13 protein-coding genes and 3 pseudogenes are annotated in these 12,195 nt (G+C 70.5%); 8 read left to right on the top strand and 8 right to left on the bottom strand.

What is annotated here, in order from left to right; genetic code table 11:
• Positions 1–20 precede the first annotated feature (20 nt).
• The 3 genes from ACWENQ_RS40985 to ACWENQ_RS40995 all read right to left on the bottom strand — a co-directional run bounded on the left by ACWENQ_RS40985 (position 21) and on the right by ACWENQ_RS40995 (position 1,570).
• Positions 21–305, bottom strand: a complete 285-nt coding sequence (locus ACWENQ_RS40985; protein WP_449931421.1) for a hypothetical protein — start codon at positions 303–305, stop codon at positions 21–23.
• A 2-nt stretch (positions 306–307) separates the two neighbouring features.
• Positions 308–769 (bottom strand): hypothetical protein, encoded by a 462-nt coding sequence (locus ACWENQ_RS40990; RefSeq protein WP_449931423.1) that lies wholly within the window; start codon positions 767–769, stop codon positions 308–310.
• Between the two features lie 135 nt (positions 770–904).
• Positions 905–1,570, bottom strand: coding sequence for a DJ-1/PfpI family protein (locus ACWENQ_RS40995; protein ID WP_452419132.1), 666 nt, complete (start codon positions 1,568–1,570; stop codon positions 905–907).
• Between the two features lie 191 nt (positions 1,571–1,761).
• Here ACWENQ_RS40995 and ACWENQ_RS41000 point away from each other — a divergent pair, with 191 nt between their 5' ends.
• The 4 genes and pseudogenes from ACWENQ_RS41000 to ACWENQ_RS41015 form a co-directional block, all read left to right on the top strand.
• A complete protein-coding gene (locus ACWENQ_RS41000; protein ID WP_449931427.1) occupies positions 1,762–2,712 on the top strand; it encodes a GlxA family transcriptional regulator in 951 nt (316 codons plus the stop codon).
• 418 nt (positions 2,713–3,130) lie between these two features.
• Positions 3,131–3,283 (top strand): hypothetical protein, encoded by a 153-nt coding sequence (locus ACWENQ_RS41005; protein WP_449931429.1) that lies wholly within the window; start codon positions 3,131–3,133, stop codon positions 3,281–3,283.
• A 63-nt stretch (positions 3,284–3,346) separates the two neighbouring features.
• A complete protein-coding gene (locus ACWENQ_RS41010; protein WP_452419188.1) occupies positions 3,347–3,907 on the top strand; it encodes a hypothetical protein in 561 nt (186 codons plus the stop codon).
• Positions 3,904–4,101: pseudogene (locus ACWENQ_RS41015) on the top strand (M28 family peptidase); the annotation flags it as partial. The gene ACWENQ_RS41010 and the pseudogene ACWENQ_RS41015, both read left to right, overlap by 4 nt.
• 164 nt (positions 4,102–4,265) lie before the next feature.
• On the opposite strand, the gene ACWENQ_RS41020 reads toward ACWENQ_RS41015, so the two are convergent.
• The 4 genes and pseudogenes from ACWENQ_RS41020 to ACWENQ_RS41035 all read right to left on the bottom strand — a co-directional run bounded on the left by ACWENQ_RS41020 (position 4,266) and on the right by ACWENQ_RS41035 (position 7,442).
• Positions 4,266–6,029, bottom strand: coding sequence for a hypothetical protein (locus ACWENQ_RS41020; protein WP_449931431.1), 1,764 nt, complete (start codon positions 6,027–6,029; stop codon positions 4,266–4,268).
• A 96-nt stretch (positions 6,030–6,125) separates the two neighbouring features.
• Positions 6,126–6,472 (bottom strand): annotated as a pseudogene (locus tag ACWENQ_RS41025) (arsenate reductase/protein-tyrosine-phosphatase family protein).
• Positions 6,473–6,607: 135 nt separating this feature from the next.
• Positions 6,608–6,769, bottom strand: a pseudogene (locus ACWENQ_RS41030) (three-helix bundle dimerization domain-containing protein); the annotation flags it as partial.
• On the bottom strand, positions 6,744–7,442 hold the full coding sequence (locus ACWENQ_RS41035; protein ID WP_449931433.1) for an arsenate reductase/protein-tyrosine-phosphatase family protein: 699 nt from the start codon (positions 7,440–7,442) through the stop codon (positions 6,744–6,746). The gene ACWENQ_RS41035 and the pseudogene ACWENQ_RS41030, both read right to left, overlap by 26 nt.
• Positions 7,443–8,001: 559 nt before the next feature.
• Here ACWENQ_RS41035 and ACWENQ_RS41040 point away from each other — a divergent pair.
• From ACWENQ_RS41040 to ACWENQ_RS41050, 3 genes are all read left to right on the top strand, one after another.
• Entirely contained in the window at positions 8,002–8,499 is a 498-nt protein-coding gene (locus ACWENQ_RS41040; RefSeq protein WP_452419133.1) for a DUF6283 family protein, read from the top strand.
• Between the two features lie 155 nt (positions 8,500–8,654).
• Complete coding sequence (locus ACWENQ_RS41045) at positions 8,655–9,416, top strand: hypothetical protein (RefSeq protein WP_452419135.1); 762 nt, start codon at positions 8,655–8,657, stop codon at positions 9,414–9,416.
• Between the two features lie 405 nt (positions 9,417–9,821).
• The gene (locus ACWENQ_RS41050; protein WP_449931439.1) at positions 9,822–10,187 is read left to right on the top strand and encodes a recombinase family protein; all 366 of its coding nucleotides are present in this window, start codon (positions 9,822–9,824) and stop codon (positions 10,185–10,187) included.
• On the opposite strand, the gene ACWENQ_RS41055 is transcribed toward ACWENQ_RS41050, so the two are convergent.
• Positions 10,171–11,520, bottom strand: coding sequence for a serine/threonine-protein kinase (locus tag ACWENQ_RS41055; protein WP_452419137.1), 1,350 nt, complete (start codon positions 11,518–11,520; stop codon positions 10,171–10,173). The two genes, ACWENQ_RS41050 and ACWENQ_RS41055, sit on opposite strands and share 17 nt — an antisense overlap.
• 458 nt (positions 11,521–11,978) lie before the next feature.
• On the opposite strand from ACWENQ_RS41055, the gene ACWENQ_RS41060 reads away from it, so the two are divergent.
• Positions 11,979–12,104: a hypothetical protein gene (locus ACWENQ_RS41060; protein ID WP_452419138.1), complete on the top strand. Its 126-nt coding sequence runs from the start codon at positions 11,979–11,981 to the stop codon at positions 12,102–12,104.
• Positions 12,105–12,195 lie beyond the last annotated feature (91 nt).

Below are 12,195 nucleotides of genomic sequence, written 5' to 3' on the forward strand. Positions count from 1 at the left end.
CGTTCTGAGCAAGGGGTGCTTCAGTCGAGGCGGGCCTGCTCGGCCCGCTCCGCCGTCCTGTCGAGGAGCCGCAGGGCCAGCAGCCCGCCGATCCCGGGCAGCCAGGCCAGAGCGACGGCCGTGAGGGTGCGCTGCCGGTCGCGAGCGGCAGCGACGACGCTGAACAGGTACGCGCAGCCGTGGACGGGGCCTGCCAGCGACGAGATGGCGGGCAGGTGCACGGTGGCGAGGTTGCCCAGCAGGACGATGAGCGAGACGAGTTCGACCGCGGCGGCGATGCGCAAGGGCTTCCTGGTACGGCTCACGCTCACACTCCCGTGGTGGAGCCGGGCCGGACGATCATGAGAATCGTCACGACGGCCCACAGCAGGTTGAAGACGCCGGTCAGCATGCCCAGGCGCGCCGTGGACCCCCCTCCGGTCGAGGCTCCCTCGAGCGCGGCGAGCAGGCGCTCCTGCCCCGGCAGGACGAGCAGCGCCAGGACGCCGGCCGCGGCAGCGGTGAGTGCGATCGAGACAATCAGCCACGCGTCGCCGAGGACGCGGAGACTGCTGGCAGTGGCGAAGCCGAAGACCGGTACGACCAAGCCGACGAGGGAGTAGACGCGGCAGATGCGATGCAGAAGCCGGACGGTGGCGAGTGAGGGAGCGTCAGGTCCGACTGCGTGGGCGCGGCGCACCGCGGCGGGGAACATGCTGGCTGCCACGGTCACCGGGCCTACGGCGATGATGGCGGCCAGGACGTGGACGGAGAGGAGGAACTTGGTCACCGGCTTGCCTTCCGCTCCATCGGGGCGCCGACCGTGCCCCTGGAGTTGTCGGTGATCGAGCGGTTCCGGCCGCGTTCGGTGGCGGACATGGTGAGCGGTGTACTTCCTTCGGTTGGCTGTGGTGGATGGCGGCGGTCAGAGTGCGGGGGCGTGGCCCCGGCTGGACCACACGACGCCGCGGCGCTCGTGGGCGAAGAGAGTCTCGACCGCATGCGCGATCTGCGGGCCGACCTCGCGTTCCAGGAGGTAGAGGGCAAGGTCGAGGCCGGACGTGACACCGCCGCCGGTGACGAGGTCGCCGTCGTCGACGATCCGGGCCGCCACCGGCAGGACGCCGCCGGCGCCGAGGACATCCAGTCCCTGATGGTGGGAGGTGGCATGGCGGCCCTCGATCAGCCCGGCCATGGCAAGGATCAAGGAGCCGCCGCAGACGGTGGCGACCAGCGTGTCCTCCCGTTCGAGGGCCTCCTTGGCCAGAGCGGGCAGCCCCGTCCCCAGCGCGCGGCCGAGGATCGCGGGGATGGAGCGCTGCCGTTCCTCCTCGCTGACCTCCCTCTCGGTGGGCAGCCCACCGGCCGCGCCGGGCAGGATGACCACGTCGGCGGCGGCCGGATCGAGCACACCGCTGGCAAGCAGCGCCACGGGCGGCGTACCGCTGACAACCTCGCGAGCGCCCTCGGCCGTCACCAGTTCGACGGTCACTGCTCCGCCGGCGTACATCCCCGCAGCTTGCAACACCTCGTAGGGGGCGATGACGTCCAAGGGGTCGAAACCGTCGAACAGGACGACCTGCGCGTGCATCAGCGTTGCTCCTTCTTCACTCGTTCGGGATCTCGCAGCGCAAGGCTAGACAGGCCGTCCGGGGGCGCCCCATGGGCTGAATCGACAATTTCCAACGGATTCTCGCCATCGCAGTCCATCTGCGCAGACGACCGGGTCAGCGGCCTCACCTGTGGATTTGTGGCTGGCGGGTTCTCGTCTACCGTGTCCTGGTGCACACGGTGGCGATCCTGGCTCTGGACCATGTGGTGGCGGCGGACATGGCGACGCCGATCGAGGTGTTCGGGCGTGCCCGGCTGGCCGACGGGCGCCGGCCGTACCGGGTGCTGGTCTGCGCCGCGACGCCGCAGGTGACCAGCGACGCCTTCACGCTCATCGCCCCGCACGGTCTGGAGGCGCTGCGGGAGGCGGACACGATCGTCGTGCCGGGATGCTCCGAGCAGGCCACCGCGCCCACCCCGGAGGTGCTCGACGCCCTGGGCGCGGCCGCGACCGCCGGCACCCGGATCGCCTCCATCTGCGTGGGAGCGTTCACCCTTGCCGTGGCCGGGCTGCTGAACGGGCTGAGCGCGACCACGCATTGGATGGCGGCTCCCCGGCTGGCCCAGCTGTTCCCACGAGTGGACGTACGGCCTGACGTCCTGTACGTGGACAACGGCCAGATCCTGACCTCGGCCGGGGCCGCCGCCGGCCTGGATCTGTGCCTGCACATCGTCCGGCGCGACTTCGGCTCGGCGGTCGCCGCGGACTCGGCCCGGCTGTCGGTGATGCCCCTCGAACGGGAGGGCGGGCAGGCACAGTTCATCCTCCACCCCCAGCCGCCGGTCCCCCAGGGCTCGCTGCTGGAGCCGGTGCTGTCGTGGATCGAGGACAACCTCGCCCAGGAGGTGACGTTGGCGGAGATGGCCGTGCGCAGCGGAATGAGCGCGAGGACCTTCAGCCGGCGCTTCCGCGAGCAGACCGGCACCACCCCGCTGCAGTGGCTGCTGCGGGCACGCGTACGGCGGGCGCAGTTCCTGCTGGAGACCACCGACCACGGCGTCGAACGCATCGCCACGCAGGCCGGTTTCGGCTCGGCCACCGCCTTCCGGGAGCGGTTCAAACGCGTCGTCGGCGTCACGCCGCAGTCCTACCGTTCCTCCTTCCGGGCGAACGCCTCCTGAGAGTCGCGGCAACCAGCCCGGCCCGTGTGCGTCGTTTTACCTGGAACGCCGGCGCGGGGACCGGGGACCATCGGCTGTGCTTCTCAGCAACCGACCGATCTTCGCCAGCACCGACCTCGACGAGGTCCGCGACGAGGTGGCCAAGGCACTTTGGCTTCGCCGAGTGGGTGGCGGCTGAGTGGCGGAGTTGGTGAGGTCCAGGCCGGTGTAGTGCTCCAGGAGGACGCGGACGCGGTCGTAGCCGAGGCGAGCCGGCCGGTGTGGGGGCAGATGTGCTCGGGGCTCGGCACCGATGCCGCCGCAACCACGCCACCGACTGCTCGAACAACGCCACCGGCCCTTCGGCGTGCGTCCACGCCCGGCCGTGCAGAAAGGTCTGGAACTGGCGCGTCAGCTGCTGGCCTGAGTGGTGGCGTCGATGAGTGGGACCAGCTCCGAGCGGGGCCCCGCGTGCTGGCGCGGCGCCGCTCGCGGCCAAGGCCGCATGCACGCCACGGTGCGCGAGCTGGCGGGTGACCGGTATGCCGGGCGGCGCGTGGGCTCGCCCGGCGGCCGCGCCGCCGCCTTCTAGCTCGCCGAGCGACTCGGCGAGCTGGGCGCCCAGGTGCAGCTGTCGGAGTTCGAGGTGGCAGGGGTGCGCGAGTTGTACGCGACGCCCATGCTCAAATGGAGCGGCGCCGGGCAGACGCGGTGCCTGGAACACCGCCGCGACTTCGTCGAGCACCTGGCCTCTACCGAACTGCCACACCCGCGCACCGCCCTCCTGACCAAGGTCCCCGAGACAGACTCCGAGACCGGCCTGCGCGGCCGATGGGTGCTGGCCGACGCCACCACCTGGGGGCGAGCGTGCGAGCTGGCCGAGGCACAGAGCGCAGCCGGAGTGCTGACCGTACGCGGCACCGACACCGACGGCTGGATGCCCAAGATGATCGCCGGGCCGCCCGCCCGCGCGGTGCCCATCATCGCCGTGCACCCCGAGGTCCACTGGCATCTGGCCGAAGCGCTGGACGGTGGCCCGGTTCAGGTGACCGGCTCGATGCCGTTGCGACAGATCACCACCCGAGCCCCCAACGTCTACGCCCGCTTCCCGCGCCTCCTAGTACCGAGGTCAGCACCGAGGCCAACGCTGAGGCCGGCAGCCACCGAAGCGGCACCGGTCACGGCGGCGCGCAGGCCGGGCTGCGGGTACTGCTGACCGCGCACTACGACGGCGTCGGCGACGATCCCGACCGGCGCCTACCTGCGGCCGCCGACAACGCCTCCGGCGCGGCCGCGGCCCTGGAGGCCGCCCGCGTGCTGGCGGCCGCTGCGCCACCCGGGGCGCTGGAGCTGACAGTGGCCTTCCTGGACGCGGAGGAGGCGGGCGCCTGGGGCTCGGCCCACCACGCCGCCACCCTGCCACCGGACACGCTCGTGATCAACCTCGACGGTGCCGCCCAGCTGCACGAGGCCGCCGCTGGGCCATCAAGCTGGCCGACGCCAGTTCGATGGCAGGCCGGAGAGCTGGCCAGTGCACCGGATAATGACGGACGACGGCCAGCGTGCCGCAGGCGCTATCCGGTCGGCGGCGCGCCGTCGCGCGCGGCGAAAGCGGCGAGGGCCTCGGCGGCCGATACAGCGGTGATCAATGCTCGGTCGGTGGAGCCAGGAAGCAGACGGATGCTGTCGCCAGCCTGGGCCGCTGCCGCCTCTGCCGGACCAGCGATCCGCGCCGCCAGGTAGGTGACGCACTGGTATATGCCCAGAGGGATCTGGCGGCCGCCCACCTGCGCGTTCAACTCGTGCAAGATGGCGACGGAGAACTCGCCCTCAGGTGGCGGGCCGGCGTCGGCGGGAATCGGGAAGTCCACATACGGCCACGTCGCTTCGACCTGAGCGCCCTGCAGCAGGTGGGCCAGCTGGATGATCTCGGCAAGTTCTTCGTTGGAGGTGCGGCTGGCCGCGGGAATCACGATGCGCTGGTAACTGTGGGACTGGATCACCTGCAACGCCTCCAGGACGCGGAGCTGCCGGCGGGCATGAAGCGCCAGGGAGGACGCCTCCGGCTGCCATCGGGGCGAGTACGCGGGGCCGCCGCGCACGGCCAGCAGGAGGGCGGTGTCCGGCGCCAGGGCCGCGAGCAGGCGCATCGCCGGCAACACCTCGGCCGGGGTCTTGCCGACCAGATCGTCCAGATCCACCTGCAGGCGGAAGGTGTCGCGGTCACCGGCGTTAACCAGGAATTGCAGGTGCAGCAGGCCGCCGGAGTCCTGGCCGGCCAGCCAGATGCCGGGGCCGTCCAAGCCGCGTGAGGTGCGCACCTGCACCAGATCCAGCGCATGCAGCACGGTGCCGTCTGCGGCGATCAGTCGGAGCTCCAGATCAGGCCGATCACCGGCCGCACCGGCGGCGACCATGAAGCTCAGCCGACCGGGGCCCGACTCATCCGGCAGGCCGGGCGGTCCCGAGCTGTGGGTGATCGTGCCGTCGATGTCGGCGAAGGGTGCGCCGTAGTGGAGGAACTCCTCCACCGCCTGCCGCTCGGCCGAGTCGACCGGCACCTGCAGCTCCAACGAGCCGGTGATCGGACGCAGGCTGAACGACTCCACCGCTCGCGCCACCAGGCGCATCACCAGGTAGTGCCGCTCGTTGAGCTGCAGGTAGCGCACGAAGGCGGTCAGGTCGTCGCGGAGCACGTCCCCGTCCCAGGGCTGCTCGCTCACCGGCCCCTCGCGTACGTCGAACTCGTAGCGGTAGAACGGATCGAGGTCGGTCATGGCCGCGGCCAGGCCCTCATAGCGTTCGATCGCGGCTGTCAGCAGGTTCTCGGCCGGAACATGGCTGGGGTCGGGCATGTCTCGCCCGCCCTGTAGCGCCTGCGCCATCAGGTGCTGGATCCGCTCGCCGCCGTCGCCGAAGTAGTACGCGATCAGCGCCGGGTGGTCGGCCGCCATGCCGTCGAGATGGTCGCGGTCCATCCAGCTGATGCGCAGCCCGCTGCCCGCGGTCAGCCGCTCCAGCCACGCCAGCCGCTCATGGGTGGGATTCCACGGCGTGACCAGCGTCCATGAGCGGACCGGCAGCGCCGGCAGCGTCTCATCGACGAAGCGCTGCCAGGAGTTCTCCACGTCGGTGACTTGCCGGGAGGTCAGCGGTCGGCAGAAGCGTTTGACCTGGTAAATGTCGTAGCCATCCGGGTTGGCGACCCGAATGTCGACGCCGCGGTCCCCGCGCGAGGGAGTGATCCGGTTACCGTGTGGATATCGGAGCAGCAGCATCGCCGCGACGAACTCCTCCACCGTCTCGCCCGGTAAACGTTCCCAATTCACCAGCGTCATACAGCACAGCAAACCACCCAGCACCGACAGTCATCTCGGGCCCGGAGGTGACGCAGGCTTCGCCCTCTGATCACGGTGGGGGCCTGCGGCGGAGGATCAGGCCGACACGAGTTCCGCCAGCAGCTTCTCGATACGGCGGCGGATGTCGTCGCGGATCGGCCGGACGGCTTCGATGTCCTGCCCGGCCGGGTCGTCGAGCTTCCAGTCCTCGTAGCGCTTGCCGGGGAAGATCGGGCAGGCGTCGCCGCAGCCCATGGTGATGACGACGTCGGCGGCGCGGACGATCTCCTCGGTCCAGGGTTTGGGGAACTCGCGGTGATGTCGATGCCGCGCTCGGCCATCGATGCCACGGCCGCGGGGTTGATCTCGCTGGCGAACTCCGAGCCGCCGGACCAGGCCAGCGCTCGGTCGGCGGCCAGGTGCTGGAAGAAGCCCAGTGCCATCTGGGAGCGTCCGGCGTTGTGGACGCAGAGGAACAGCACGACAGGCCGTCCGTCGCTGTGGCCTTCCACGCGGACCAGGGCGTGCAGGCGCTGGCGGGCGAAGCGTTCGGCCAGCAGTGGCAGGTAGTTGGGGATCTTGCCGTGGATGGCGAACTGGTCGTAGCTGGTGTGCAGGAACCGTTCGATGGTCTCGGTGCCGAAGGTGCCGGTGAATTCTTCCGCCAGGCGGCGCGCGGCGGTGAGCAGGGCGTGCTGCTGGTCGATGGACAGGTCAGGGTGGCGGTAGGTCTGGGACATGGCTCACTCCTGCGGGGGGTGTACGGCGCGCCAGCCGTTGGACGCGGTCGGCGATGTCGGTGTAAGCCCGCTCGAAGTCGTCGTCGTTTCCGGCGCGGACTGGGTCAGGGATGGACCAATGCAGCCGATCGATGCGGGTCGGCTGGGTGAGCTGGGTGAGCTGTTCGTGGGCGGCATCGCAGACGGCCACGACCAGGTCGTCGGGCCGCAGGGTCTGCTCGACGTGGCGGGTTGCGGCTTGTCGCAGGTCGAGGCCGTGAAGGTCGGCCAGGGCGACCGCCCGCGGGTGGACATGGGCGGCCGGGTGCGTCCCCGCCGAGGTGGTGGGTACGGCGCTGGTCCTGCGCCACAGGGCGGCGGCCAGCTGAGAGCGGGCGGAGTTGTGCGTGCAGACGAACACCACGCGCGGGGCAGGCAAGGCTCGGACTGGCAGCAGCCCGGACAGCGACTGCGGAACCAGGCGCAGATAGGTGCGGCGCCGATCGCCTTCGGATCGCTGGCGTTCGACCACGCCTGCTTCCTGCAGCAGTTTCACGTGATGAGCCAGCAGATTGGTGGGCAGGCCGAGTTGCTGGCCCAGATCGCCCGGGGAGGCGTCGCCTAGCAGGAGCCGGTCGACGATGGCAAGCCGGCCCGGGTCGCCGAGAGCGGCGTGTACCCGTGCTCGCGCCACCGGCCATGCTCGCTGGAAAGATCCGCAGGCTGTAGCGGAGCAACTGGCCCACCACAAGTTGGCCGGCGGCAGCCTCTTCAACGCCTACAGCCAGCTGCCACGCCGTCCGCGTGCATGAGGCCGTGACGCTGGCCAAGGCCCAGGCCCGGCTCCGCGAGGCCGAGACGAAGCTGGCGGCCGGCCGCTGCGGCCGAGGCCCACGCCGACGCTCGGGGTACGCGCCAGGAACTCGCCGCCGAACGCCGCCACGGCGAAGACGAGCTCGAGCGGCTGCGCGACCAGTCACGCAAGCCTGCCAGCAGGCCGCCGCGGTGGTCTCCATGGAAGGTCATGCCGTGCCGGCTCAGGCCCGTTTGAGTCACCATGGAGAACGGAGTGGTGAAGGTGTCCCGCCGCGGCTAGCCGATTCCGCTTGGCGACGCCCGCCACTACCCGGCCCAGGTGACCGGCTCGGCGCGGCCCTGCTCGCGGTCGCGGCCGGCGGTTGAACCGGTATTGGCGAGGGCGAGCAGTCACAATGAGATCAGAACCAGCACGCTCGCCTCAGGAGAGACTCTCCATGACTGACGCTGCGGCGTCCAGGAAGCACCACCACGGCGACATCGCGGAGCCGCCGGGGGACCGGCCACCGAGCGGGGACGAGTACCGCGCGCGGCCGTGTGCTGGCGAACGGGTGTGTCCATGGCGGGCCGATGCGGACCTGACCGCGTTCTCCGAGGAGGACATGCTGCGGCTGCAGCGCGCTCAGCAAGGCGTGATGCGCCGCACCGACACCAGCGAGGACGACGTCGCCCGGCTGACCCGCGCCCCGCGGATGGCCTGCCACAAGGATCAGCCCGACACCGCCCATCCGATGCGGCTGTGCGCGGGCTGGCTGGCCGCAGTCGGCCCCGACCACATCGGCGTGCGACTCAGCATCATCGACGGCAGCCTGCCCGCCGAGGCCGTCGATCCCGACACCCGCGACTGGCCCACCCTGCACGCGTCGCTGGCCGAGCTGCTGGCCCGCCGCCAGGAGCAACTGGCCGCCCGCGACGCCGGCCGGGCCGGGCGATGACCGCCGCCGCGGTGCCGGCGCCGCCGCCCAGCGAGGTGTGGCGGCGCCAGGACGCAGTCGAACGGGCCACCGGCGTCAACGTCTGCCCCGCCGGGTGGCCGCGGCCGCGGCTGGACGACTTACCGCTGCCGTGGATCACCCCCATACTGGACGGCGTGGCGTACTGGACCCAGATCCACGGTGGCCGGTTGCTGCGCTGCCAGCAGCAATGGCTGTGTCAGGTATGCGGGCTCGCTCTGCCGCCGCAGGTACTGGTGCTGGCCGACGCCGACGGCGAGCTCGTCACCGACGCCGGCATGCACCCGCGCTGCGCTCTGCTGTCGCTGACGGTCTGCGAAGGGCTGTCACCGCGCCTGCTGCTGGCCGCGGTGACCCGCGCCGACCTGCGCTACAAGGGCCATCCGCTGGCCGAACAGCCTTCAACGGGTCGGCAGCGGTGGCAGCTCGCGTCGCGGGGTGCGCGCGGCCGCCGCGCGCGTGGGGACGCCGGCCGCCGCCCATCTGCTGGAGTCGCATCGTTACCCGCCGGCCGCGGCACCGGCATTGTCGTCCGGTTACGTGCCAGAGGGGAACCGTCCATGACCCGCCGATCCGACCCGCGCGCCACCGCCCACGCCAGCTACGCCCGTCAGGTGGTGCAGATCCTTGCGGCGTACTTCGACGACCTGACCGACCCGACGACCGCCGACATCGTGGCCACGTCCATCGCCGCCTATCTGGCCGAACCCGTACCCGGCTGGGAGGTCATCCTGGACACCCCCGCCATCGCCAACTGGCGGCTCAAGCCCGACACGGGCAACCGTATCCGGGTGGCCTGCACCCGCCTGCCGCCACGCACCCCCGATGCCGCCCAGCAGCAGCGCGACCGGGAACGGGAGCAAGCCCTCACCGCGCTCGTCCAGGGCTCTGCCCTGTGAGCAGCCACGGCCCTCGTGGCCGCCGACGAGCTGAGCCAGGCCGCGACCGGGTTCATGTTCGTGCTCAAACCTGTACGGGTCCCCATCAAATAGGGCGGCAACCGGCAGCGGGCCACGTCGAGAGATGGTGCCAAGTGGAGGAAGCCGAGTTCCTGCCCCGGGCTAACAGCGACGACCTGGCCGTGGTCGTCCTTGGGATATCTGCGGGTCGGCAGCGCGATATGGACGCGACGGCGTTGGGCTCGGGACCCGGCGCGCCGCTCCTGCGCTGCCCCGCCGCAGGCCGGGCCGGTCCCCGGTCTGTACAGCGGCCCTGCCGTACCGGTCCCCTGGTACGGCAGGGCACCGTAGCGCAGAGGACTGCTGACAATCCGGTGCTTCTCAGTCCTCTGCATGGAGTCGCGAATGCCGAGGCCGTCCGTGCACGCGACTTCAGAAAGTGACACCCGGGTATCCACCCGCGGCCAAGACCACCAGCCCCAGCTCGACGCCCTCGCCGGAGCGCACTGCCGCGAGGTGGTGGTGGAGACGGCGAGCACCCGCGGCGAGCAGTCGAGGCTGCGCGCCGCCCTGGACCGGCTGCAGCCCGGCGACACGTTGGTGATCTACCAACCGGATCGGGTGGCCCGATCGATGAAGGAGCTGCTGGTCTTCGTCGAGGCTCAGGTGCGCGGGCCGGTCGAGGAGATGCCGGGGTCTCTCGCCCCGACCAGCCCGGCATCCGACGCTGATCGGATCGTGCGGGCGGTCGTGATCATGTTCGACCTTTGATCGTTTCGCGTCGAACGAGGAGTCGCGAGCTCAAGGCCGACCCGACAGCGACGAGGACGACGATGCTGATCAAGGCCAGCGACACCGTAGCGGACTCCCGCCCGGGGAGCTCCATCGCGTTCCGGAGGATCTCGCCGGCGCCGTGGAAGGCGAAAGCGGTCGCGCCACAGCCGAAGACGAGCCCGGCGACACCGACGACAGCGGTGACGGTCTTGCCGACGTTCGCCGGCAGGAACCGCGCGAAACTGGCGCACACCAAGCCGACGAGAACGACATCGGCAACGGCGGCGATCATTACGGCGACGCCGAGCACGTCATTGTCCCCGTACTTCTCGAAGTGCTCCCACGTTCCGCCGGCATCGGGGAGTCCGGCGACGCCGAGCGCCGTCAGGACCGCAATCGCCAACATGGCCACCATCGGCGCGGCAACACCAACGGGCGGCCACTTCTTCGACCGGATCGGCAGGATCTTGGTGTCGCGCCGCACATGGACTGTGTTTGCGGGCTGCTCACCGGCAATACCCCCTGCCATGGCCAGTGCTTCGTCGACCGTCGGCCTGCGGCCCGGGTCCTTGTCCAGTAGCCGGGTGATGAGCTGCGTGAGAGGCCCGGTTCGTCGCGGCGCCGGGGCCTCCTCCAGCAGCACTGCAGCCAACGTCGCTTCCTGGGTGTCGCGGCGGAACGGTGAGACGCCCTCGACGGCCTGGTAAAGGGTCACGCCGAGGGAGAACAGATCCCCGGCGGGAAGGCCGTCGGTGCCGCGCAGCCGCTCGGGCGCCGTGTACTCGGCCGAGCCGATGAGCATCCCGGTGGCGGTCAGCGCGGTGTCGGTGGAGTGGATCGCGGTCCCGAAGTCGGTGAGCAGGACCTTCCCGTTCTCGGCGAGCATGACGTTGGCCGGTTTGATGTCGCGGTGCACGACACCTTCCCGGTGTGCTGCGCCGATCGCCGTCAGCAGTGCCACGGCGACTGCGGTGGCCCTGCCCGCCGGAAGAGGTCCGTGCTGCTTGACGTGCTCGTCCAGCGAGCAGCCATCGACCAGTTCCATGACGATCCAGGGAAGGCCGTCGTCGACGACGACGTCGTGGATCGCGACGATGCCGTCGTGCTTGCGTAACCGGGCGGCATTGCGGGCCTCGCGCGTGGCCCGTGCCAGCCGCTCGGCTCGTTCGGTTTCCGGCAGTCCTGTCGGCAGCTGCAGTTCCTTGATCGCAACGTCCACGTCGAGGGTCTGGTCGCGGGCCCGCCAGACCCGCCCGAAACCACCGGACCCCAGCTCGGCGGCCAGCCGGTAGCGACCGCCGACCACGTCACCGGCCAGCCTCGAACTCATGCCCCGTCTCCCGCCATCGCGCTTGGCACGAACAGTTGATCAGGGTACAAGCCACCATCATCGTGCATGCCCTTTCGCCTCACCTGGCGCGCAATACGAACGCGGCGGTCATCGCGCGCTATCTACAGGTGGTGACCCCGGCTGATCCGCTTCACCCGACCGAGCATGCCCGCGACATGACGCACGTCACGACCTTGTCACCTCTTGAACGTGCCTGACGTGCCAGACAAGATCATCGAACGTTGGCCTGCGGAAAGAGGACAACAACCCAAGATAACCACGGCGGCCCGAGCCGGGTTCCGGGTGTTCATGGCCTGGGCCCGTCAGGCAGGCACCGGCTGATGTTCTCGCGGCGGACTGGCGTGGTGGTGAACCGGCCCTCGGTATGGCCTGACCGATGATTTTTCCGCGCCGTGCTGGTCTGTACGCCGAGTACCGACTCACAGGAGGCTGACGCCATGCGGAAACTGATCTTCGGCATGAACCTGAGCCTGGACGACTACGTCGCCGCGCCCGGCGACGACCTCGGCTGGAGCGTACCGAGCGACGAGCTGTTCCAGTGGTGGTCCGACCGGGTGGGGTGACCGGCCTGGCGCTGTACGGGCGCAATTGGGGGAGACGATGAGCTCCTACTGGCCGACCGCCGAACGACAGTGGTGGACAGCCACGGCCCCG

It is taken from the genome of Nonomuraea sp. NPDC004354, assembly GCF_053602555.1.

Coding starts and splice junctions, on each gene's coding strand:
- ACWENQ_RS41055 (WP_452419137.1), bottom strand. CDS start 11,520: ATGAGTTCGAGGCTGGCCGGTGACGTGGTCGGCGGTCGCTACCGGCTG.
- ACWENQ_RS41005 (WP_449931429.1), top strand. CDS start 3,131: ATGAGTGGGACCAGCTCCGAGCGGGGCCCCGCGTGCTGGCGCGGCGCC.
- ACWENQ_RS41040 (WP_452419133.1), top strand. CDS start 8,002: ATGACTGACGCTGCGGCGTCCAGGAAGCACCACCACGGCGACATCGCG.
- ACWENQ_RS41060 (WP_452419138.1), top strand. CDS start 11,979: ATGCGGAAACTGATCTTCGGCATGAACCTGAGCCTGGACGACTACGTC.
- ACWENQ_RS41020 (WP_449931431.1), bottom strand. CDS start 6,029: ATGACGCTGGTGAATTGGGAACGTTTACCGGGCGAGACGGTGGAGGAG.
- ACWENQ_RS40995 (WP_452419132.1), bottom strand. CDS start 1,570: ATGCACGCGCAGGTCGTCCTGTTCGACGGTTTCGACCCCTTGGACGTC.
- ACWENQ_RS41050 (WP_449931439.1), top strand. CDS start 9,822: ATGCCGAGGCCGTCCGTGCACGCGACTTCAGAAAGTGACACCCGGGTA.